The organism is Comamonas sp. A7-5 (genome assembly GCF_039581385.1).
Classification (GTDB): domain Bacteria; phylum Pseudomonadota; class Gammaproteobacteria; order Burkholderiales; family Burkholderiaceae_C; genus Comamonas; species Comamonas thiooxydans.
Genome location: NZ_JBCPWO010000003.1, coordinates 279768 through 303667, shown reverse-complemented (window position 1 = coordinate 303667; position 23900 = coordinate 279768). Strand labels below are relative to the sequence as shown.

General features: G+C 59.3%; 15 protein-coding genes, 1 pseudogene and 1 other annotated feature. Of the genes and pseudogenes, 7 read left to right on the top strand and 9 right to left on the bottom strand.

The features are described from left to right. Positions 1-209: 209 nt before the first annotated feature. From AAIL67_RS06905 to AAIL67_RS06885, 5 genes are all read left to right on the top strand, one after another. On the top strand, positions 210-1373 hold the full coding sequence (locus AAIL67_RS06905; RefSeq protein ID WP_034347924.1) for an efflux RND transporter periplasmic adaptor subunit: 1164 nt from the start codon (positions 210-212) through the stop codon (positions 1371-1373). Between the two features lie 20 nt (positions 1374-1393). Further along, positions 1394-4507, top strand: a complete 3114-nt coding sequence (locus AAIL67_RS06900; RefSeq protein WP_012836546.1) for a CusA/CzcA family heavy metal efflux RND transporter — start codon at positions 1394-1396, stop codon at positions 4505-4507. Continuing rightward, on the top strand, positions 4485-5780 hold the full coding sequence (locus AAIL67_RS06895; protein WP_034351142.1) for a TolC family protein: 1296 nt from the start codon (positions 4485-4487) through the stop codon (positions 5778-5780). Before AAIL67_RS06900 ends, AAIL67_RS06895 begins: the two co-directional genes overlap by 23 nt. Positions 5781-5902: 122 nt before the next feature. Next, complete coding sequence (locus tag AAIL67_RS06890) at positions 5903-6607, top strand: response regulator transcription factor (RefSeq protein ID WP_003065317.1); 705 nt, start codon at positions 5903-5905, stop codon at positions 6605-6607. Continuing rightward, entirely contained in the window at positions 6607-8004 is a 1398-nt protein-coding gene (locus AAIL67_RS06885) for a HAMP domain-containing sensor histidine kinase (protein WP_343483649.1), read from the top strand. Before AAIL67_RS06890 ends, AAIL67_RS06885 begins: the two co-directional genes overlap by 1 nt. An 18-nt stretch (positions 8005-8022) precedes the next feature. On the opposite strand, the gene AAIL67_RS06880 is transcribed toward AAIL67_RS06885, so the two are convergent. Further along, positions 8023-8430, bottom strand: coding sequence for a YkgJ family cysteine cluster protein (locus AAIL67_RS06880; protein WP_291594405.1), 408 nt, complete (start codon positions 8428-8430; stop codon positions 8023-8025). A gap of 156 nt (positions 8431-8586) precedes the next feature. On the opposite strand from AAIL67_RS06880, the gene AAIL67_RS06875 reads away from it, so the two are divergent. After that, on the top strand, positions 8587-9204 hold the full coding sequence (locus tag AAIL67_RS06875; protein ID WP_343483648.1) for a glutathione S-transferase family protein: 618 nt from the start codon (positions 8587-8589) through the stop codon (positions 9202-9204). A 140-nt stretch (positions 9205-9344) separates the two neighbouring features. Here AAIL67_RS06875 and AAIL67_RS06870 read toward each other — a convergent pair whose 3' ends face one another. The 4 genes from AAIL67_RS06870 to AAIL67_RS06855 form a co-directional block, all read right to left on the bottom strand. Next, the gene (locus tag AAIL67_RS06870) at positions 9345-10013 is read right to left on the bottom strand and encodes a hypothetical protein (RefSeq protein ID WP_343483647.1); all 669 of its coding nucleotides are present in this window, start codon (positions 10011-10013) and stop codon (positions 9345-9347) included. Positions 10014-10047: 34 nt separating this feature from the next. Beyond that, positions 10048-10461, bottom strand: coding sequence for a RidA family protein (locus AAIL67_RS06865; RefSeq protein WP_343483646.1), 414 nt, complete (start codon positions 10459-10461; stop codon positions 10048-10050). Between the two features lie 100 nt (positions 10462-10561). Continuing rightward, a complete protein-coding gene (locus tag AAIL67_RS06860) occupies positions 10562-11716 on the bottom strand; it encodes an MFS transporter (protein ID WP_343483645.1) in 1155 nt (384 codons plus the stop codon). Positions 11717-11778: 62 nt separating this feature from the next. Further along, a complete protein-coding gene (locus AAIL67_RS06855; protein WP_253232887.1) occupies positions 11779-12174 on the bottom strand; it encodes a MerR family transcriptional regulator in 396 nt (131 codons plus the stop codon). 522 nt (positions 12175-12696) lie between these two features. On the opposite strand from AAIL67_RS06855, the pseudogene AAIL67_RS06850 reads away from it, so the two are divergent. Next, a pseudogene (locus tag AAIL67_RS06850) lies at positions 12697-13390 on the top strand (transposase). Then, positions 12964-13072, top strand: a sequence feature (AL1L pseudoknot). It overlaps the preceding pseudogene by 109 nt. 122 nt (positions 13391-13512) lie before the next feature. On the opposite strand, the gene AAIL67_RS06845 reads toward AAIL67_RS06850, so the two are convergent. From AAIL67_RS06845 to dnaA, 4 genes are all read right to left on the bottom strand, one after another. Next, positions 13513-17982: a hypothetical protein gene (locus tag AAIL67_RS06845; RefSeq protein WP_343483644.1), complete on the bottom strand. Its 4470-nt coding sequence runs from the start codon at positions 17980-17982 to the stop codon at positions 13513-13515. 174 nt (positions 17983-18156) lie between these two features. Next, complete coding sequence (gyrB, locus tag AAIL67_RS06840) at positions 18157-20724, bottom strand: DNA topoisomerase (ATP-hydrolyzing) subunit B (RefSeq protein WP_275053780.1); 2568 nt, start codon at positions 20722-20724, stop codon at positions 18157-18159. 148 nt (positions 20725-20872) lie between these two features. After that, on the bottom strand, positions 20873-21994 hold the full coding sequence (gene dnaN / locus AAIL67_RS06835) for a DNA polymerase III subunit beta (protein WP_003064798.1): 1122 nt from the start codon (positions 21992-21994) through the stop codon (positions 20873-20875). Positions 21995-22176: 182 nt separating this feature from the next. Further along, positions 22177-23583, bottom strand: a complete 1407-nt coding sequence (gene dnaA / locus AAIL67_RS06830; protein WP_003064795.1) for a chromosomal replication initiator protein DnaA — start codon at positions 23581-23583, stop codon at positions 22177-22179. Positions 23584-23900 lie beyond the last annotated feature (317 nt).

Below are 23900 nucleotides of genomic sequence, written 5' to 3'. Positions count from 1 at the left end.
AACGGGCAATTCGTCGAGCCTGAAGGCTGATTTCCCTGTTCAACCCTGGCCGGGCTGTTCTCTGGTCGTGCTTCTTCTGTGTTTGGTCTTACCAAACCGTAATGCGTGTGTCATCCACGCAGCTGGGGGCTGTTCCTAGCATGGTGGCATCACTGCAAGTGAAGCCGTGGACCAGCTCGTCACTTGCCAGTCATGGAAAAGGGTGAACGATGAACAAAAGCCTTGTGGGACTGCCGGGAGCGGCACATTTACCAAACTGGACATGGGCAAGACTGCCGGTGGTGGCTGCGGCCATTGCCGTGGCGGGTCTGTTGGGTGGCTGTGATGCCTCCAAGGCCACCGAGGAAGCGAAGAAACCGGTTGCGCAGCTGCCCAAAGGCTTTATTCAGGTCAAGCCGGAATCCGTGAAGATGCTGGAGATCGCGCCTGTGGCTGATCCGCAAGGGGTGCAGATGGCCTGGGCTCCTGCGCACGTGGCATTTGTCGAGGATCGTGTGGCTTCGGTTGCAGTGCCGTTATCGGCGCGTGTCGTGGCTGTCAATGCGCATGTGGGCGATATGGTCAAGGCCGGTGATTTGCTGGCGACGCTGGTCAGCCCCGATGCACTGCGCACCCGCTATGACGTGGCTGCGGCCAAGACCGCACACGACGTGGCTGTGGTGGAAGCCCAGCGCCAGCAGACTATGGTGGACAAAGGCGTGGGCGTGGAAGTCGATCTGCGTGCCGCGCAGGCCAAGCTGCGTGAAACCTCGCAGGAGCTTGGTCGTGCACAGGGCACGGCAGCGCTGCTGGGCTCCGGTGGTGGCGATCGGATCGAGCTGCGCGCACCGCGTGCCGGCATCGTGGCCGAGCGCAAGGCCGTGGTGGGTACCGCTGCCGAGCCGGGAGCGGCGCTGTTCATGATTGGCGACCCCCAGGCCATGAATGTGGTCGCAGAGGTATTCGAGTCCGATCTGCCCGGCATTCGCCTGGGCAGTTCCGTACAGGTCGAGGTACCGCAGCTGCCCAAGCCGATCAAGGGCACGGTCCGTCATCTGGGGGCTACGCTGGACAAGGAATCGCGCCGCGCTGCCGTGGTGGTGGAGCTGAGCGAACAGAACCCGGTGCTGCGTCCCGGCATGCAGGCCAAGGTGGGCGTGCAGTTGTCGAATCTGCAGGAGATGCTGATTCCCGTCACTGCCGTGCTCATCAAGGATGAGAGCCGCAGCGTGGTCTATGTGCAGCATGAGAACAACCAGTTCGAGGCACGCGTGGTGACGCTGGGGCGTCCATCGCGCGGCATGGTGCCGGTGATCAGCGGCCTCAAGGTCGGTGAGAAGATCGTGGTGCGTGGTGGCCTGCTGCTCGACGGCGCGGCCAGTCAGCTGCTGTAGTCCCGGCAGGAGTCTGAACCATGCTGCGTTCATTTATTGCATTTGTCGTCCATCGCCGGCTGCTGGCGCTGTGCGCCACGCTGGCGATTGCCATCTATGGCGTCTACGCCTATCTGCAGACGGCCATCGAAGCCTATCCTGACGTGACCAATGTGCAGGTCGGCGTGATCACCCAGGCACCGGGGCTGGCTCCTGAAGAAGTGGAGCGCCAGATCACCCAGCCGCTGGAGCGTGAGCTCAACGGCACGCCGGGTCTGATATCGCTGCGCTCGGAGAGCTATTTCGGCCTCTCCATGATCAACCTGGTCTTCAACGACGACGCGAAAAGTTTCACCGCGCGCGCCGAGGTTTCGCAGCGTCTGCCGCAGGCAGATCTGCCCAACGGCGTGACGCCTGAAATGGCGCCTGACTACACGCCGCTGGGCAAGATTTTCTACTATCGCCTGCAAAGCGACAGGCACACCCTGGCGCAGCTGCGCACCGAGCAGGAATGGCATGTGGTGCGCGTGCTCAAGCAGGTGCAGGGCGTGGCCGACGTGGTGAGCATTGGCGGCTTCGTCAAGGAGTTCCACGTTGAAGTGGACCCCGAGAAGCTCTACAGCCTGGGCCTGTCTCTGGACGATGTGAGCGATGCACTTTCCAAGTCCAACCGCAACGTCGGCGGTGGTCTGATGCGCCGCGGCGAACAGTCCTTCATCATTCGCGGTATCGGCCTGTTGCGCAATCCGCAGGAGATTCAGGATGTGGTCGTTGCCATGCGTGGCAAGGCTCCCGTGACCATCGGTGACGTGGCGCGTGTCGCGCAGTCGCATACGCCGCGTCAGGGCTCGGTGGGCATGGACGACCAGAACGATGTGGTGCAGGGCATTGTGCTGCTCAAGCGCGGCGCCAACCCTTCCATCGTGCTCGATGACATTCATGCCAAGGTCGATGAGCTCAACAGTGGCGGCCTGCCTGAAGGCATGCACATGGTCACCAACTATGACCGCTCCGATCTGGTGGGCCATACGCTCAAGACCGTGCAGCACAACCTGCTGTTCGGGGCCACGCTGATCGTGGCCGTGCTGTGGCTGTTCCTGCGCAGCCTGCGTGGCTCGCTGATCGTGGCCACCGTGATTCCGCTGTCGCTGCTGGTGGCCTTCATCGGCCTGCACTGGCTGGGCATGCCCGCCAATCTGATCTCCATGGGAGCCATCGACTTCGGCATCATGGTGGACGGTGCCGTGGTGCTGGCCGAGAACATCATCCGCAATGCACGCCAGCGCAAGCCGCAGACGGCGAACGACATGCGCCACATCATTGTGGATTCAGCCGTTGCCGTGGCCAAGCCCACGCTGTTCGCCATGGCCATCGTGATTGCGGCGCTGATTCCCGTGTTCTCGCTGCAGAGCATCGAAGGCCGCATCTTCCGCCCGCTGGCCATGACCTACAGCTTTGCCCTGCTGGGTGCGCTGGTGTTTGCCATGGGGCTGGTGCCCGCGCTGTGTGCCCTGATGCTCAAGCCCAAGCATGTGATGGTGGAAGAGCCCAAGATCTTCGACCGCGCGCATCATGGCTACCAGCACTGGATCGCCAAGGTGCTGGGCGCAGCCAAGCGCCGCACGGCCGTGATTGCCGTGTTTGTGAGCGTGCTGGTGGTGGCCGGGGTTTCAGCCAAATGGCTGGGCACCGAGTTCCTGCCCGAGCTCGATGAGGGCGATGCTTATGTGCTGGTGCAGATGCCTGCCTCCATCTCGCTGGAAAAAGGCCAGGAAGTGCTGCGCGATGTGCGTCTGCGTCTCAAGGTCTTCCCCGAGGTGATCACCGTCACCACGGAGCAGGGACGCCCCGAATCGGGAACCGACAACGAGACGCTCAATCTGGCCAAGGTGCTGGTGCGCCTCAAGCCCCATGGCGATTGGCGCAAGGGCTTGACCAAGCCCGCGCTGATCGAGGAAATGCGTGCGACGCTGGGTGAAATTCCCGGCGTGGCCTTCAACTTTGCACAGCCCATTCGCGACAGCGTGGAAGAGTCCACATCGGGGGCGCGCGGCCAGGTGGTACTCAAGCTGTTCGGCCCCGATATTCCCACCCTGCGCGGCATTCTTCAGCAGACCAAGTCGCTGGTGAAAGGCATCGACGGAGTGGTTGACCTGGATCTGTATCGCGATGCTCCGGCACCGCAGGTACATGTGCAGTTCGATCGCCAGGCGCTGGCGCGCCAGGGCATCGCCATGGAAGACGCGCAAAAGACGCTGGAAGTGGCCCTGGCAGGCAATGTGGCCACCACTCTGTGGGAGGGTGAATTCCCCGTACCGGTGCGCGTGCGTCTGCCCTATGTGGACCGCATGGACGAGGAGCGCATTCGCAACATCGCCATACCGCTGCCCGATGGTGGTTCGGTTCCCCTTGGATCGGTAGGTACGGTCAGCATGAAGATCGGCAACTCCTCCATCTTCCGCGAAGGCAATGCGCGCTATATGGCGCTCAAGTTCAACGTGGAAGGCCGCGATATCGGCTCGGTAGTGAAGGACACGCTGGCCACCTTCAAGCAGAACGTGAAGCTGCCCGAAGGCTACCAGGCCGTCTGGGGCGGCGAGTGGGAGAACCAGCAGCGTGCGGCTGCACGCCTGAAGGTGGTGGTGCCGCTGTCTCTGGTCATCGTCTATGCCCTGTTGTTCGGTGCGCTGGGCCAGGCCCGCAGCGCCGGCATCATCCTGCTGTGCGCGCCGTTCGCCATGGTGGGCGGCATCGCAGCTTTGCATCTGGCACACATCGAGCTGTCCATCAGCGCGGCCATCGGCTTTATCGCCTTGCTGGGTCAGGTTGCCTTGGCGGGCTTGCTGGTGGTCTCTGCGGTCGAGGATTTGCGCCGCCAGGGCATGCCCTTGATGCAGGCGCTGATCGAAGGTGCAGCCGAGCGCATGCGCTCCATCATTTTGGTGGCTTTGCTGGCGCTGCTGGGCCTGCTGCCCATGGCTCTGTCTACCGGCGTGGGTAGCGAAACCCAGCGCCCCTTTGCCTCGGTCATCGTTGGCGGCATGGTGGTGCTGCCACTGGTGGCGCTGGTGCTGCTGCCCGTGCTGTATGCCTTGCTGGGCCCCAAGAACATGTTGACGCAGGAAGAACGTGATGAAAGCGCTCAAGATGAATAAGTGGCACTCTCTGGCCATGGCCGCAGCACTGTGCTGCGGTGCTTTCAGCGGCATAGGCCATGCTGCCGAGGCTATGGATGCAGCAGCACAGAGCAATGCTGCAGCGGGCCGTCTGGCGGCCCCTGCACAGCCTGTGACCCTGCAGGAATATCTGCGCATCGTCGTGCAGAACCAGCCCAATCTGGCGGCAGATCGCATGCAGCTGGATCTGGCAAAGGCAGACAGCAAAACGGCTGCCACCATCCCCAATCCCGCCATGCACTACTCCAGCAAGCGCGGAGAAAAGGAATGGGGTGTGGAGCAGGCCATCCCCATCTTCGGCCAGCGCGGCATGCGCATCGAGAACGCCAGGCTGGGCGAGAAGGCCGCTGCGGCCAATGCCGATGTCGCAGTCGCCGTCACCATGAGCGATGCAGCCCATGCCTTCAATGAGCTGCTGGTGGCCCAGCAGCGCTATCAGGTGTGGTTGGCTGCCCGTGATGAGCTGGAGAAGGCCGGCAACATCGTCAAGGGCCAGATCGAAGCAGGCACGCGCAGCCGCTATGACGGCGCGCGCCTTAACCTGCAACAGGCCCAGATGAGCATGCAGGTCAGCAAGGCTCAGGCCGCCTTGCGGGATGCTGCATCACGCGTGGCCAGCATTGCGGCCTTGCCGCAATGGCAGGTGCGTGTGGAAGGCAGCCTGCAGGCTACTGACATTCGCAAGGCAGCCAGCTACGAGCAGCTGTGGAACCAGGCGCAGACCCAGTTGCCGAGTCTGCGTGCCGCGCAGGCCGAGCTCGACAGGTCGCGCCAGAAAATCAAGCTGGAGCAGCGTGAAGCATTGCCCACGCCATCCTTTGGTCTGGCCCGCATTCGCAACAGCGTGGATGGCAGTTTCAACCAGGTGGGCGTGAGCGTGGAGATCCCGCTGTTCGACCGCCGTCAAGGCCCTATCGAGCGCGCCAAGGTCGAGGCCGATCAGGCCGAGCTGCGCCGCGATGCGGCTGTGCTTGCCGCCCAGTCCGAGCTGCAGCGCGCCCTGCAGCAACTGTCGCTGCGCCGAACGGCCGTGCGCGACTACGAGAAGGAAGGGCTGGCGCAGATTGCGCCGCTGCACCAGATGGCACAAGACGCCTACAAGCTGGGCAAGGGCACGATTCTGGAGCTGATCGATGCGCTGGGCTCGATCACCGAGCACAGGCTGGAGCATCTGGAGCTGGTCAAGGACATGCTGGATGCGGAGTGGGAAGTGCGTCTGGCCAGCGGCGATCTGCCACAGGTGCAGCCTTGAGCGAGGCGAGGGAGATGGCACAAACCCCTGTACCACCTCCTGATGCCGCTGCGTCTTCGGCTGCGAAGGTGGAGGCAACGGCTTATAGTGTCTGTCCACCAACGGCCAGAGACAGACTCAGCATGTACCGCTACCTCATCATCGAAGACGATGCGCTCAACGCGCGTTACATCGCTGAAGGGTTGCGCCAGCAAGGCGCGCATGTCAGCGTCTGCGGTGACGGCGTGCAAGGCATTGCACAGGCCGTTGGCGAGAACTGGGATGTCATCATCCTCGACCGCATGTTGCCCAATGGCTTTGACGGGCTGCAGATTCTGCAGACACTGCGCTCCATGGGAAAACAGACGCCGGTGCTGGTGCTGAGTGCCTTGTCTGCCACGGACGAGAGAGTGCGCGGGCTCAAGGCCGGCTGCGATGACTATCTGACCAAGCCCTTTGCATTTTCCGAGCTTTCGGCAAGGCTCGAAGCCCTGGTGCGCCGCGCCCAGATCCCGGCTCCCACGCGCGAGATGCAGGTGGCCGATCTGCGCGTCAACCTGATTTCGCGCAGCGCCGAGCGCGCCGGCCAGCCGCTGTCGCTGCAGCCGCGCGAGTTCCGCCTGCTGGCGTTCCTCATGCAGCACGCGCACCAGATCGTCACGCGCACCATGCTGCTGGAGTCGGTCTGGGATTACCGCTTCGATCCGCAGACCAATGTGATCGACGTGCACATCAGCCGCCTGCGCAGCAAGGTGGACAAAGGCTTTGCCACGCCTCTCATTCATACCGTGCGCGGTGTGGGATACAGCCTTTCGGACCAGCCGCAAGACCTGCCCGAGGTGGTCTGATGATGCGCTCCAGACCCTGGAGTTCGCTGGCCTTCAGGCTGGCACTCAGCTATGGCGGCCTCCTGGTTCTGACCATGGCCATTGTGCTGGCCGTCTTCTATGTGCAGACCGTGGGCGTGGTGCGGGTGAGGCTCGACAAGCAGGCTGAAAACCATGTGCGCAGACTGACCGAGCACTCGGCCAAATACGGCCCCGGAGCGCTGGAAAGCGAGATACTGCAGACCATTCGTGACGGTGTGAATACCGACACGGAAATCCTCATTCTCATGAACCCGCAGGGCGAGACCATTGTCAGCAATGCCGAGGTTTATCCTCCGCGCAAGCTCAGCATCATGGGCGTGCGCGAGCTGACCGTGAAGCGCAACGGGCGGCTGATGGTGGGCCGGGTTGCCGTGGTTGAAATGCCCAATGGCAATCTGCTGGCCGTAGGCAGCGACATGCAGCTGCAGCGCGACATGGAGGAGCTGTTCGGTCAGGCCAGCTTGCTGGCGGCCGTCGCGGCCTGCATCATGGCCCTGATCGGTGCCATGGTCTTCAGGCGTGTGGTGGATGAGCGCGCGGCAGCCATTCGCAACACCATGTCGCGCGTTGCGGCGGGCGATTTGCGACAGCGCATTCCGGTCGATCAGCGCGGCGATGAATTCACGCTGCTCAACCGCGATATCAACGCCATGCTCGATCGGCTCGAGCAGTTGATGGAAGGCATACGTCATGTCTCCAACAGCATTGCGCACAACCTCAGAACGCCGCTGACGCGCATCCTGCTGCGCCTGCGCAACGCGCAGCAGGCCAGCCCCGAAATGCAGTCCGCCACGCTGGCGCTGGTGGCCGAAGAAGTCGCTGAACTCGGTGTGGTGTTCGAGAAGCTTTTGCAGATTGCCGAAGTGGAAAGCGGAGCCAGTCGCAAGAGCTTTGCGCCGGTTGATCTGCAGGCCTTGCTGGTCGATGTGGTGGACTTCTACGAGCCGCTGGTGGAAGACGCCGGCGGCATTCTCAGGCTGGATGTGCAGCAAGGTGTTCAGGCCCTGGGCGATGGTGACTTGTTGGCCAGCGCCGTCTCCAATCTTGTTGATAACGCTATCAAATACGGAGCATCATCCGATGATGTTCATGGCGCTGACGTGCTGCTGCGTGCGGCTCCAGCGCAGGAGCAGGGCAGCGATGGTGCATGGGGGGTGGAGATCACCGTGCAGGACCAGGGACCGGGCGCAGATCCTCAGACTCTGGAGAAAATGACCACCCGTTTCTATCGCGCAGAATCGGATCGCCCAGGCTACGGACTGGGCCTGGCCAGCGTGCTGGCCATTGTCCAGCTGCATGGCGGCAAGCTCAGTTTTCACAACGCCAATCCGGGCCTGGTGGCGCGCATCTGGCTGCCTGCCGTGGCCGATGTCTGAAGCGCTACCGCGACGCTTTCAGATCTGCGAAAGAGCCTTGTTGCCGTAGGCGCAGAACCCCGGTTTGGGCCCTTTCTTGGGATGCAGTCTGCAGGTTTCCGGGCGCTTTTCATAGACCGTGCAGCGGCGCGTGTTCTTGTCCAGAAAATTGCAGTCTCCGCCTGCCCGGCGGGCCATGGTGAAGATCTCGTGCTTGGGGTTGAAGTGGTCGATCAGGCGCATCTTCAGCAGCCGCCTGGCAATCAGCTTGGGCTCGATATTTTCGACCTCGAACGGGTCCACCAGCTCCAGGCGCACCAGATCCGGCAGGCGTACCTCCAGCGGCATGGTGCAGCAATTGGCCGCGCAGCTGTCACACATGCCGGCCTTGTACTTGCTCCAGGTTTCCAGGCGGTCGACGTCAACAATGCGGATGGAGGATTTCATTTCGGGTGGGGCTCTTCTGGGAGAAGCGCGATGCTGCCATGAGATGTCGATGTCTGCCTTGCGTCATTGCTATGAGCAGACCCGGCTCATGGGATTGAGCGGGCTGCGCAGCAGCCTACACTGCACAGGCACATCACCATCCACGGGAGAACGATTTTGGCAAGCCAAACCACGCTTTACTACGCAGCTGGCACCTGCGCGCAGGCCGTACTGATTGCGCTTTATGAGGCCGATGCCCAGTTCACGCTCAAGACACTGAGCTTTGCCGACAACGAGCAGCGCAGCCCCGAATACCTGAGCATCAACCCCAAGGGCAGAGTGCCCGCGCTGGCCACGGAACGTGGCGTGCTGACCGAGACTCCCGCGCTGCTGCTGTATGTGGCGCAGACCCATCCGCAGGCCCGACTGGCGCCGCTGGATGACCCTTTTGCGCTGGCGCAGATGCAGGAGTTCAATGCCTATCTGGCATCGACCGCGCACATCGCCCACGCCCACCGTCCGCGTGCCTCGCGCTGGGCCGACGACGAGGCCGCCCAGGCCGCCATGCGCGCCAAGGTGCCCCAGAACATGCGCGACTGCTTTGCCGTGATCGAGCAGCACTATCTGGGCGACAAGACCTGGGTGATGGGCGAGCAGTTCACCGTGGCCGACGGCTATCTCTACACCGTGGCCGGCTGGCTCAAGGGCGACGGCGTGGACATTGCCGAATTCCCGCGCGTGGCAGCCCATTTCGAGCGCGTGAAGGCCAGGGCTTCGGTGCAGAGGCTGAAATAAAAAAGGCCCTTTGAGCCGCTAACGCCACACCCTCAGAAACCAGCCAGAAGCATTCATGCTTCTGGCCTTCATGGCAAGACAGCTCGTTAGCAAAGAATTGTGGCTGAGCTACCCGCAGAATGCGGGTCGGCTTGAACTTTTTAGGTCGGCTTACTGGCTGCCTGTTCCTTTAACCAACCGTCGTGCAGCCATTTCTCAGTTTTGCGATGGCCAGGGAACGTGATCCACACAATGTCACGCTCGAATACCATGGGCTTTTCATCGGCTCCGACGATGACCCAGAACCAGCGGCCGTCAGCTTGGTTACGCGCCTTCATTTTCATGCCGGTGAGCGTCACTGTTTCGCCACGACCATTGCGCACGATACGGATGGGTTCGTCGTGTGGCTTGATCCAACTAATCTTCATGCGCGGAATCAGATCGGGTGCAGCCTCGCGCAGAAAGTCACGGGCGATCTGCTCGCTGCGTTCGCTTGACGGCAGGGGCTTGCCCACTAAATCCAGGGACATGTTGGCAAAACCCTTGAGCGTGCCGTCCGCTGCAACGACCGTGCTGAAGTGCTCACCCTCTGGGCCGGAGTTACGAGCATCGCGGCGTTCATAGCGGGTCAGAACTGCCTTTTCTTCATCGACTGTCACATTTCGCTGACCGACTTGAGCATGAGTGTCAGGCACGAACTGAGAGATGGTTCTTTGGGATGAGCTCATGGTGGTTTTCTCCGGACCAGATGGGCGCGGCTGTGCAAAGGTCACAGCGCAAGCGCCAAGCAACAGCGCTGCAGGCACGACAGCAGTAAGGAAACGAGACATGGATGGACTCCTCAGTAGAAAGGGACATGGAAGCTCAGTGTGTAGGGGGCAGCACCGCGATGGCATCGACCTCCACCAGCACGTCGGGGTGGAAAAGTTCGGCTACTCCGATCAAGGCGCTGGCTGGCGGCAGACTTTCATCAATGAACCGGTCGCGCACCTGGCGAATCACGGGTAACTGATCCGCATGGAAGTCCCGCACATAAATGGAGATGCGCGCTAGATTGCGAGCCGTGGCGCCTGCAGCCATCAAAGTGGCATTCAGGTTCTCGAAGGCCAGTACCAACTGCGCCTCCATTCCAGCTGGCACCTTGCCTTCAGTTGACAGAGGAACATGCCCCGACAGATACATAGTTCTGCCGCCACCGACGATGACTGCCTGGGAAATACCAGGAATCAAGGTGCCAGGGGGATTGACGGAACGAATCAAGTTGCTGCTAATGATCATGTAATGCGTCTTTTCAATGGGAGTGAATGGGGAGGGGAGGCCATAGCGCAGGCAGAGCACAGCAGCGCAGTCGACACGACTGCATGAGATCTAAACAACTTCATAGCAAGCTAGCCTCCTCCGAAGAAGAACGGCGCGAAAGCTGTGGCAGTCCATCTACAACGGCTGCGGCAAACAACAACGCGGCGGCAGGGGGGAGCATCAGAGCGAGCCACCCCCAAGGAGCAAGAGCATTTGCCGCCAACGGAGCGAGGCTGGCGCCGGCGAAGAGTGCAAAGCTGTAGATCGACATGGCCCGCGCACGGCTGGCGGGTACTGCCCGAGATGCCAGCGTGCCGATCAGTCCAGGGACGGCCAGAGCAACTCCGGCCGACAACAAGACACTGGCAACAACCAGTCCACCGAAATGTCCCAGCGCGCCAGCAAGCAGGCCTAGCGCTGCTGTGACCAAACCGGTGCGCGCGGTGGCGACGGTGCCGATGCGACGAATCAAACTGGCGGTCGCCACGCTGAGCAGCAAAGGAGGCAACCCAGCCAGACGCAAGGTTTGAAGATCAGTCCCGGCCATCGCCATGGCCTGCGCTCCGGCATGGAAGGTGACGAATGCAAACAGCACCGTTAGCGCGGTCAGCCAGACACCCGCTAGTTTGGAATGCTGGGACGAGAGTGGTGCGGGCATGGCGTTGTCCCTGGGGGCTTGTGCCTCAGGAGGCAGTACCATCGCGAGCCCAGTGGACAGCAGCACACTTGCGACCGCGACGGCCAGCATGAGGGTCGGCAAGCCCAAGCCTGCAGACTGTGCTGCCAGAAATTGCGCCAATGGAGCCGCCGCCAGGAAAGCGAAGCTTAGTAGCGAGATGCCCCATGGGCGCCTAGCGGGAGACAAGACTTCCGCTACGAGTGCCAGAGCGGCGGGCGGAAAAGCTGATGCCACCAGCCCTTGCAGCGCCCGAGCGACCAGCAACATGCCGAAATTGCTCGAAGCAGCCACCGCAACGCTCGCCAGGGCCATTGCACATAGGCTCGCGAGCATGATGCGGCGGCGGCCATGGTGATCCGACAGCCGCCCCAGCAGCAAGAAACCAGCGACATAGGCAAAGCCGAACGAGCTACCCGCCCAACTGGCCAGTCCTGGCGTCACTTGCCAGTGATCCGCGAGATCGTTCACCAAAGGCAGCGTCACGTAGAGCTGTCCCACCACAAGCAATGCCGCAGCCATCAAGATCGGCATCAGCAAAAATTCTCGCAAATTCATAATGTAAACCTTACGTCAAGTGTAGATTTGAGATGAAAAGGAGCGATGAACTCCCTCTTGCATTAGCGGTGCTTGCGAGCCTCATCAATCAGCGACTGCATTCGCTTGATATTGCTCTCCAGGTCACGCTCAAAGTCGCGCAGCTCCCCCAGTTTGCTGCGCGTTGCTATCAGTTGTGCCTCCAAGATTTTCAGCACCTGTTCCTTGCCTTTGATACCGCTGGCATCCTCGAAGTACAGGTCGATGACTTGGCCGATCTCATCCAAGGTCAAGCCCAGCTTTTTCAAAGCGGCGATCTTCTCCAGGCGCTGCACGGCTTGCTCGTCGTAGTACCGATAACCCACACCTTCACGCTCTGCCGGGCGCAGCAAGCCAATCCGCTCGTAGTAGTGGATGGTGCGATGGCTGACGTCGGCACGTTGGGCAAGCTCACCGATTTGTAGTAAGTTAGAAGACATTAAATAGAAACCTGACGTTAGGTGTAGATTGAATCATAGTAAAACAATTGCATGACGTCAACCTTGCGTAAACGCAGCTGGAATACCTCGCATCACGAGCCTGCTATGGCTCTAGATGTTGGGTCCCGGACGAGTGGATCGTTAAGCCAAGCGTCTGTAGCTGCTCAGCCGTAAGGTGCCCAAAGCGGTTATGGCGACATTGCCTCATTTATTTCGATCACCATGCACTGACCAGCGGGACTGTCCGAAAGGCTGTCCCGCTTTTCTTTTGCGGCTCTACATAGCAGCCTCCAGTCTGGAGCGGCGTCTTAGGCGGCGCACGGGCTCGATGTCCGCAGGTGCGGCATGCTCTTCGCTAGATAGCCGAAGAACATCACGAATCACGCGGATTTGTGTTGAAGACAGGGCTCGAAGTTGTCGCGTAGATCTTTCAGTAGCCAATAAGCATCTTCGGGAGTGTCTAGATCAACGATCAGCTTGCGTTGTGAATCGCCCCGGCTTTTGAGGAGGCTCAACTGAGCCATGAAGAAGTCGAACAATTTCTCGCCTGAAGTCCGTGAGGATGGTGCAGGAGCATCGTGGGGAATACCCATCGCTGTGGGCGGCCATCGAGTCCATCGCGCCCAAGATTGGCGGCGTGCCGCAGACCTTGAACGAATGGGTCAAGCGTGCCGAGATCGATGACGGCGTGCGCGAAGGCATCACGACCAGCGCGGCGCAGCGGATGAAGGAGGTGGAACGCGAGGTCAAGGAGCTGCGGCGGGCCAACGAGATACTGAAGCTGGCCAGTGCGTTTTTCGCCCAGGCGGAGCTCAACCGCTGGCTCAAGTCTTGAAGATCTTCATCGACAAGCATCGGGATGTCTTCGGGGTCGAGCCGCGTCTGGTCCGTCACTCCGACAGGGGCTCGCAGTACGTCAGCATCCGCTACACCAAGCGGCTGGCCGAAGCAGGCATTGAGCCGTCGGTGGGCAGCAAGGGCGACAGTTATGACAACACCTTGGCCAAGACCATCAATGGGCTCTACAAGGCCGAACTCATTCATCGCCGGGCACCCTTGGAAAACCAAGGAGGCAGTGGAGTTCGTAACGCTCGAATGGGTGTCGTGGTTCAACCACCATCGCTTGCTCGAACCCATCAGGTATATCCCGCCAGCAGAAGCCGAGGCAAACTACTACCGGCAACTCGCCAGTCAGAACGCCGAGGTGGTGGCCTGACTTAAACCAAACAGCGTCCGCGAATCCCGGGGCGATTCAAACTGAAGGATCGAGGGCCACTGCCCATTGGCGCCTCTCAATCAGAGCCATGACTGTGGACACTGTCACTGCTTCGCACCTCGTCAACTGAACGGGTTGTTTGCGGAATCGGACGCAGACGTTGGACTGGCATCGTCATTCGGCTTCGCCCCACTCGTTGCGGTCACCAAGCCTACTTCGCTTGTCTCGTCATTTGGCAGTTCGGCCACATATGCAATCCAGGGTGGCTCGCTGCACATGAGGACTTGGACGTCCTTGAGCTCTCCTTGGTTGGGCTCTTGCGCCCTCTGGTACCCCTTCTGGATGGCTACGCGCAGGAGTTGTTCGCGCCTGCTTGCATCTTTATCCATGGGGATGGCTCTCAGCACGGCCTCAAACAAGCTGAGCCTAAGGTCGCTTGGCGCCTCCTTGTGCCGGGATAAGCCCTCCGCGAGAAGTTGAAGAATTTGACAGAGAGCGCCAAAGTGACACGGCCCTTGGTAAGCCAATCGCTGGATGAACTCCACAGATACCCGAAAAACAGAATTGAACTCCGTCTCAGGCAGCGCAACATACCTCGTGAATCGAGACATGCCGAATTTAAGCCAATCAGTCCCTTGGTATGCCATGAACGCGAGGTCTTCAGCGGTCACAGAAATGAACGTGCGGTTAGCAAATAGCTGCCGCATTGTTGCTAGGGAATACGACATTGCAGGGAGCTGACCGAGGTCGCGTGCGTACATGAGCAAGACTTGAGGCCAAACTCCCAGGATGCCTAAAGAGTTCGCGATTGCACGCAGTCGTGCATCCATTGAAATCAACGTTGCTTTGTGCTCCGCAGCAGAGAGAATTAACGAAAATTCTTCCGTTGATACGACCTGTTCAATTTGGTAAGCAATGGGGGAAAGCGAATCGGTACCGTAGGAAGGAACAACGCGGCAGTGCTTCTTTACTGAGTCGACGATAGTCTGCAAGAAACGAATTTCTTGCTGGCGTTGTTCTGCTGTCACCTCGACAAAGCCTAGCTTTCCGTCCTGCTCGAAAGCAGTTCCCATAGTTCGCTCAACCTTTGCCTCCGCCAGCTTTGCTTCTAAAGCATTTTTCGTGTGGGATGTGATGAGGAGCTTAGGCAGCACATTCAGCACATCAAGGCATTCCAACATTCCAAGCTCTACGAGGGTTGCTGAATCAATGAGGTATGGTCCCTGCCCTGAATTTAGGTACTCAATGGCCTGCGCTCTTTGCTCCGGACTTCCTCCACTGACCTGAATCGCAGAGGCATCTAAAGGCCACCCACGCACGATATTGATTACATCGCGCCGAAGCAGGCTGGCTAGCATCCCTAAAGTAATTGGCGAGGATGCATACGTGTCGATAGTCTTCTTGCCGTGCTCGTTGTCCTGCTGGAGTTGACGAGTAAGCCCGGAAAAATCAGGTTCACCGGTTTTCTTGTTGTGAATCGTCATTACTCTTGCTATCGGGGAGGGCGCAAGAGGCGCATGAAGCGCAAGTTGGGAAAGTTCCAGCAAGCGACGATATGCCGAACAGATACGTCGAACAGTTAGAACTCGCGGCTCACCCTGAGTATCAGGGACGGTCAGCTCAGCTCCCATGACTAGGCCGGTGATAGTTGAGGCTTCCTTCGAGCCAGCTTTCAAGAACTCCAGTGTTGAAGGAAGCTTGGGAAGACCGCTAGGGTCAAGTGTGAAGGTTTGGTCTCGGCCTTCCTCGTCTGTGAGCGTTACCGTTGTGCCGGGAACTACGCTAGGTAGTTCATCGTCCATAAGTGGAAGTTCATCAGTAACCGCGAGGAGTGTCACGACGTGCGCCGCAGCCGATTCTGTGCTGTCTAAGCGGTTTCGGCGCATGATATAAAGCCGACGCATCGCTTGTTCTTTGTACCCGTGGCGTAGTTCCAAAGAAGCAAGCTGACAAATCTCTTGAGAACTTCCAGAGAGGCTCAGTGGCGCGTCTTTAAGCACCAAGGCAATTTCTTCGGCAGAAGTGTGTGCAGCCGCTAACACTCTCAACAGCCAGCTTCGTACTTCGCATGGTGCTTGGTCAAACTCTGTTGGAACTAGAGCATTCAATAAGTCCCAGTCGCCTGCAATTTGACCTAGCTCCATAGCTAGATGTCTTGTGTCTGCGTGTAATTGCCAACCCGGAGGAAACGAGTCGATGAGTTCCTTGGCCTTTGCACGTCGACCGGAACGGAGATAGCAAAGTAATAAATCCGCATGGAGCTGACTGTGCCTGCCATAAGGTGCAATTTGCTCCAAAACAGTTGCAGCCTGTGCGTAGTCACGTGTAAAAAGTAGGTAATGAGCGACTAAGTATTTTTCACCTGCAAGCTTGCTATTCGGCAGAAGCTCTAATGCGCGGTTGATGCGTTCTGCAGCCTCGTCGCCGAAGCCGTTACTGCGTAAAACTTGCGCTCCCGCCACTAGCTCGGATACTGAATGGGCTAAAGCCCAATCACTGGCGCGAATTGATTGAAGTGCTGCTTGAGAATCGGATTTGGCGAGGATTGTCCACCTCATACCGGTGAGGTTTTGTACCAATCCAGGTTGCTTTTGAGCCAGTTTTTCCGCGGCTTCAAGTGCTTTTTCCACCGATTCAAGGTCGTCGTCTTCACCTGCGAGTTGTGCAAACATGGCAAGTGCCTCAGTTGATAAATCATCAATCTGAGACTTACCGAGGGCAATAGCTTCGTCACGCTTACCAGTTGCCGCCAAGGCTTCCATCTCGACACGCAGAAAGTCTGGTGAAGATACTCCATGCGTGCGCGCGTCCTGCAGAAAAGCCAATGCGACAGCTGCTCGGCCAAGAAGCAAATGAGCCATTGCAAGGTTTGATGCAGCAGTAGAGACTGCTTCAACGCTCTGGACTTGCCACAAGCGTTCTGCACTTGGAGAGAACTCGCTGACGCACCGCTCAAGGAGGTGCCGTTCTTCTGCATTAAGTACGTGCAAGGAAACTGAAATACCATCACCTACCGCATACTCGAGGCATAGAGACAAAGCAGTATCACGGGTGAAAAAACTAGGGGTGCTTGCATCGAGAGCTTGGACTGCAACTTGTGCTGCTCCAGCCTTGTCACCTTGCCGGTGGAGGCCCCATGCGAGAGTCTGAAGGGCATCCGCCTCACTTCTAAACGGCGCAGGAATGTCTTCAAAGGCGAGCTTCTCTCCAAGATTCATTCGAGCATTGGCCGTCACTTGCCACACTGCAAGTGAGTCGGGAAAGGCTTTCATGGTTGCTGCGCCCGCTGCAGCCGCTTCAGGAACGTTACCTTGTAAAAGCAAGCCGCGAATCCCAGCAGCAGCGAACTTATCGTCGTCCTTGACTAGCTCCGCAGCTCGGATGAAGTCAGCCGCCGCCGCTTGAGCATCCTTAGCATGCCATTTACAAGTTCCTATCAGTAGATGCCAACGTGCTTCCTGATGTAAATCGAACTGTTCACGAGACTTGCCCAATCGGACCAAGTCTTCAAGCCCGTCGGTGTAGCGAAGCTCTTTGATGCGTGCATGAATTCCGTCCAACTGTTCAGAAATCAGTTTGTTGACGGAGTCGTCGCGAGCTGCTGGTAAGTGGTCTTGAACCGTGGGCTGCAGATGGGTGAGTGACTCAACTAGACCTGATAGGCGTGCCAGCTCATTGGCTAAAATATCTTGAGCTTGGAGAGGTGCTTGATTAGATTTTGGTATGACTGCATAGGGAGCAGCCATGTAGCTTCGAGCTCCTGCGAAAAGTCCATTAAGCCGCTCGCCAATAATCGCATTTAGATTATCGAAGTTGACTGTACCTGCAACTCCATTTGCAGCCACACATGCGGTCACCAGCGACGACCATATCTCCTGTGAGTTGGCGACCTCTCCAACCAGCGCTGCTGCTTGGCGTATCCAGTTCAGGTGAGTGTTATGTTCAGCAGTATTGTCTTGGTCAAGGTCATGAGGCAGGCAATTTAGATGCTTGACGAAGTCAAAGAGCTCTTGGTCATCAATTGCTCGTTCTGCGCAGTCACCGGCAATCTTCCGGATAGCGGCGAGAGCATTGCGATTGGCTGCATTGCTGAAGCCTTCGGCGGTGACCTTATTTAGAAATTCCTCAGGAGTAGCTGAAAAGCGAGCCCAAGTGCAAATCGTAGCTGCACCTTTCATTGAGGCAGTACTTACCGAGTCATAAACGAAGAATATGGCGTCGTGTCCACGAACGAAACCTTCGGATTGGTAGTCGGTCCATGCTGCTGTTACGCACTCTGCAAATGACTTGTCTTTCTCGCGTGCTGCGAGTGTTCTCTTCATCTGCAGCAACGTACGAAATCGCCGCCCCTCACTCGACTCAATATGACACACCAAATCATCAGTGTGATGGCCATGGATGCGTGCTTGGAACTGAAGTGCAACTATGCGTCCATCCTGTGTGCCTGGAGGACTGAAACCTAAACACATTGTGAGCAGCCTAGTAGCTTGCACTCGATTCTCAAAGGATATGCCGCTTCCCCCGGTTGAAGCAGGGTTCGACTGTTTTTTTCCTCTTGGTTTACTGGTGCGTTTGCTCTTGCTTGGCGTCATTGAGGTGCACTTTTTAAACTTTGTGTACCAGCCTCACCAAAAAAAGCCGCATGAAGCGGCTTTTTTTGGTAAGCCTTAAGTGGTTTTAGGCAATAGCTATTTCGAAGCCGTCAGTAATAAAAATTCCACCCATTACTTACCAAAATCCCACTTATTGCATCCACCTACACAACATCAAACGTCGATATTCCCTGCCCGCAGGGCGTTGTCTTCGATGAAGTTGCGGCGCGGTTCGACCTCGTCGCCCATGAGCATGGTGAAGACGCGGTCGGCCTCAATGGCGTCGCCGATCTTGACCTGCAGCAGGCTGCGGACATTGGGGTCCATGGTGGTTTCCCAGAGCTGCTCGGGGTTCATTTCGCCCAGACCCTTGTAGCGCTGGCGGCCCGTGGTGCGCTCGGCTTCGGAGATCAGCCAGGCCATGGCCTGACGGAAGTCGCCGACCTTTTCGGTCTTGGCCTTCTCGCCTTCGCCGCGCGTGACCTTGGCGCCTTCGCTCAGCAGGCCGACGAAGTTCTGCGCTTCGTCGGACAGGGCGGCATAGTCATGGCTGCGCACGAACTCCTGGGTCAGGATGGAGCTCTTGATGTTGCCGTGGTGATGGCGGCTGATGCGCAGGATGGGGTGCTCGCTGTTGGGGTCGATCTCGGCCGTCACATCGGCGGGCACGCCGGTGGTGGTCAGCTCGCGCAGCTTGGCTTCCAGAATCGGGGCGCACTCCTGGGCTTCTTCAATGGTGTCGAGCTTGATCTGTACGCCATCGGCAATGGCGCGCAGGGCTTCGGCATCCATGAAGTTGGACAGGCGCTCGATGACGGTTTCGGCGGCCAGGTGCATGTTGGCCAGCTTGGCCAGTTCTTCGCCCTCGACGGTGCGCGGATTGTCGCCGCCGGTGTTCACGCTGGCATGGTTCAGCGCGATCTTGAGCAGGTATTTGTTGAGGGCCGGGCCGTCCTTGAGGTAGAGCTCTTCCTTGCCGTTCTTGACCTTGTACAGCGGCGGCTGGGCGATGTAGATATGGCCGCGCTCGACCAGGTCGGGCATCTGGCGGTAGAAGAAGGTCAGCAGCAGGGTACGGATGTGGGCGCCGTCCACGTCCGCGTCGGTCATGATGATGATGCGGTGGTAGCGCAGCTTGTCGGGGTTGTAGTCGTCGCTGCTGCTCTTGCCCGAGTCTTCGCTGACCTTGCCGATGCCGGTGCCCAGGGCGGTGATCAGGGTGATGATTTCCTGGCTGGACAGCAGCTTTTCGTAGCGGGCCTTTTCCACGTTCAGGATCTTGCCGCGCAGCGGCAGGATGGCCTGGAACTTGCGATCGCGACCCTGCTTGGCGGAGCCGCCGGCGGAGTCACCCTCGACGATGTAGATTTCGCACAGCGCAGGATCTTTTTCCTGGCAGTCGGCCAGCTTGCCGGGCAGGCCCATGCCGTCGAGCACGCCCTTGCGGCGCGTCATTTCGCGGGCCTTGCGCGCGGCTTCACGGGCGCGGGCCGCCTCGATGATCTTGCCGCACAGGATCTTGGCGTCGTTGGGGTTTTCTTCGAGGAAGTCGGTCAGGCTCTTGGCCACAATGTCTTCCACGGGCGCTCGCACTTCCGAGCTGACCAGCTTGTCCTTGGTCTGGCTGGAGAACTTGGGCTCGGGCACCTTGACGCTGAGCACGGCGCACAGGCCTTCGCGCATGTCGTCGCCGGAGACTTCGACCTTGGCCTTCTTGGCCATTTCGTTGTCGGCGATGTATTTGCCGATCACGCGGGTCATGGCGGCGCGCAGGCCGGTCAGGTGGGTACCGCCGTCACGCTGGGGAATGTTGTTGGTGAAGCACAGCACCTGCTCGGCATAGCTGTCGTTCCACTGCATGGACACCTCGACACCGATTTCGGTGCCGGGAATGCCGCCATAGGTTTCCGCAGGGCGCGAGCCGTTGGCATGGAAGGTGGTGGGGTGCAGCACCTTCTTGGTGCCGTTGATGAACTGCACAAAGCCCTTGACGCCGCCGGCGCCCGAGAAGTCGTCTTCCTTGCCGTCGCGCTCGTCCTTCAAGCGGATGCGCACGCCGTTGTTCAGGAAGGACAGCTCGCGCAGGCGCTTGGCCAGAATCTCGTAGCGGAACTCGAAGTTCTCCTTGAAGATTTCCTGGTCGGGCAGAAAGTGCACCTTGGTGCCGCGCTTGTCGCTGGCACCGACCACGCGCATGGGCGAGACTTCTGCGCCGTCCACGACTTCGATCAGGCGGTTCTGCACAAAGCCGCGCGAGAAGTCGATTTCGTGGCGTCGGCCGTCACGGCTGACAGTGAGCTTGAGCCAGACGGACAGCGCGTTCACGCAGGACACGCCCACGCCGTGCAGGCCGCCCGAGACCTTGTAGCTGTTCTGGTTGAACTTGCCGCCGGCGTGCAGCTCGGTCAGCGCGATTTCGGCAGCCGAGCGCTTGGGCTCGTGCTTGTCGTCCATCTTCACGCCGGTGGGAATGCCGCGGCCGTTGTCGATGACGGACAGCGAGCCGTCGGCATGGATGGTGACCAGAATGTCGTCGCAGTAGCCGGCCAGCGCTTCGTCGATGGAGTTGTCCACGACCTCGAAGACCAGGTGGTGCAGACCGGTGCCGTCCGAGGTGTCACCGATGTACATGCCTGGGCGCTTGCGCACCGCCTCCAGGCCTTCCAGGATCTGGATTGCGCCTTCGCCATAGCCGCCTGCATCTGCGGCGGTCTGGGTGTCTGGCTTGTTCTCTTCGGTCATGAAATTACCTTGCTGCTACAAGGTCAGGAGCTGTTGGCGCCTGACCTGCATAACTTTCAAATGAATACTTGCCTGAAATCATTACAGGACGAGCGGTAGCCGCTCCTGTTATTTCAGGCAATGAAATGGCTGGCTGCGTTCGGTCCACTCAGATGCGCATGGGCATCACGACGTACTTGAAGCTTTCGTTCTCGGGGATGGTGACCAGCGCCGAGCTGTTGCCGTCCTGCAGATCGATCTTGACCATGTCCTGGCTCATATTGGTGAGCACGTCGATCAGATAGGTCACGTTGAAGCCGATCTCGATGGTGTCGCCACCGTAGTCGATGTCGAGCTCGTCCATGGCCTCTTCCTGCTCGGCGTTGTTGGACGCCACGCGCAGCGTGCCAGGCTCGACCGACAGGCGCACGCCCTTGAACTTGTCGCTGGTCATGATGGCCGTGCGCTGAAGCGATGCCAGCAGCGGGGCGCGGCCCAGGGTCACGCTGTTGGTGTGGTTGCGCGGGATGACGCGGTTGTAGTCGGGGAACTTGCCTTCGACCAGCTTGGTCACGAACTCCATGCCGCCAAAGGTGAACTTGGCCTGGTTGTTGGCAAACTGCATCTCGATGACGGGCTGGTTCTCGCCGCTGGCGTCCGACAGCAGGCGCTGCAGCTCCAGCACGGTCTTGCGCGGCAGAATCACTTCCTGCTTGATGGGCACTTCCACATCCAGCGTGGCGCTGGCCCAGGCCAGGCGGTGGCCGTCGGTGGCCACCAGGCTCAGGGTGTTGCCTTCGGCGACGAACAGAATGCCGTTCAGGTAGTAGCGGATGTCCTGCACGGCCATGGCAAAGGAGACCTGGCCCAGCAGGTCCTTGAGCACCTTCTGCGGCACGCTGAAAGCGGGGCCGAAGGCGGCCGATTCCTGCACCAGCGGGAAGTCTTCTGCGGGCAGGGTCTGCAGCGTGAAGCGGCTCTTGCCGCCTTTCAGAATCATCTTGGACTGCTGCGTCTCCAGGCTCACGGTCTGGTCGCCGGGCATGGTCTTCAGGATGTCGATCAGCTTGCGGGCACCGATGGTGGTGGTGAAGTCACCGGCGTCGCCGCCCAGCTCGGCCGTGGTGCGGATCTGGATTTCCAGATCGCTGGTTGTCAGCTGCAGTGCATTGCCGGTCTTCTTGATCAGCACATTGGCCAGAATGGGCAGCGTGTGGCGGCGCTCGACAATGCCGGCCACCGATTGCAGGACCGCGAGAACTTTGTCTTGTGTGGCTTTCAGGACGATCATGTCAACCTCAGTGATTTAAGTGCGCATTTGTTTTGACGCGGCGGCATCCGCAGGGCAGGGCGGACGCTCCCTCATGCCGCGTGAATTCCCCATTTTGCCCTGTGTGAGTGACATTCATGGGGGAGTTTTTCAGAGCGTGGTCATGATCTCTACGTCGGCGCGAGCAGATCGTGAACACGCTCTTAACCCTTGAGCGTTTGTTCCAGCACATGCAGCTGCTGGTTCAACTCGGTGTTGGTCTGGCGCTCGCCCGCAATCTTGCGTACGGCGTGCAGCACCGTGGTGTGGTCGCGGCCGCCGAACAGCTCGCCGATCTCGGGCAGGCTTTTTTGCGTCAGCTCCTTGGCCAGGTACATGGCAATCTGGCGCGGCCGGGCAATGCTGGCCGGGCGCTTCTTGCTGTACATGTCGGCCACCTTGATCTTGTAGTAGTCAGCCACCGTCTTCTGGATGTTTTCCACAGAAATCTGGCGGTTCTGAATACTGAGCAGATCGCGCAGGGCCTCGCGGGCCAGCTGGATCGACACTTCCTTCTGGTTGAAGCGCGAATAGGCCAGGATCTTGCGCAGCGCGCCTTCGAGCTCACGCACGTTGGAGCGCACGTTCTTGGCCACGAAGAAGGCAACTTCCTCGGGCATGTCGGCGTTCTCGGCGCGGGCCTTGTTGATCAGAATCGCTACGCGCATTTCCAGCTCGGGCGGCTCGATGGCCACCGTCAGGCCGGAGTCGAAGCGCGAGACCAGGCGCTCGTGAATATTGGCCAGACCCTTGGGGTAGGTGTCGGACGTCATCACGATATGGCTCTTCTTGGCCAGCAGGGCCTCGAAGGCATTGAAGAACTCTTCCTGCGTACGGTCCTTGTTGGCGAAGAACTGCACATCGTCGATCAGCAGCAGGTCGAGCGAGTGGTAGCGTTCCTTGAACTCGTCGAAGGTGCGGCGCTGGTAGGCCTTGACCACATCCGAGACGAACTGCTCGGCGTGGATGTAGAGAATCTTGGCGTCGGGCTTGTCCTTGAGCAGCTGGTTACCCACAGCATGCACCAGGTGGGTCTTACCGAGACCGACACCGCCGTAGATGAACAGCGGGTTGTAGAGGTGACCGGGCGAGCCTGCCACATGCATGGCGGCCGAGCGCGCCATGCGGTTGGCCGTACCTTCGACCAGCGTCTCGAAGGTGAGGGCCGGGTTCAATCGGGTGCGGAAAACCGGTGCGCTGGCCTCTTCGCTGGTGACGGTGGGCACGGCGACATTGTGCGTTTGCGGTGCAGCCTGCTGAGTCGATGAAGGAGGGCGCACATAAGTACGAACAACGCTTTCGCGCTGAGCAAGTGCTAACTCAAGAGTGACGGGTTGGCCGTAGAGCGACTCCAGCATGGCCGAGATGCGGCCCGCATACTGGGCACGGATCCAGTCCAGCTTGAAGCGGTTGGCCACATAGACGGTGACCTTGGAAAAATCTTCTGCAACGAGTGCCGTCAGCGGCTTGATCCAGGTGTTGAATTGCTGCTCTGGCAGCTCCTGACCCAGTTGCTCAACGCAGACCTGCCACAGGGCCTGGCCTGCATCATTGGTTGGTTCCTCTGTCATTGTCAAAAGTCTAATTGTGGATAGGAGGAACAGTTGCGGGGTTGGTATTGTAGCTTTTGCGGAAGTTATCCACAAAATATCAGAAGGCTGTCCCCGACTCCGGTGCGTTATAGGCTGCACATCCTAATAGATTGGCCGCCTGCTGTTTGTAAAGAATCTCTGGGCCGCGCAGGTGCTTGACGGGATGCCCCGTGAGTCCTTAGCAAATTCAAGGGTCATTGCATCAAAGGCACAACGCTGTGATAATCCCCGGTTTCCCTGAATGTGTTCAGGGTGATATGAGCCGGGCGCCTTTTTTGTGCGCGCGCGCCCAGTTG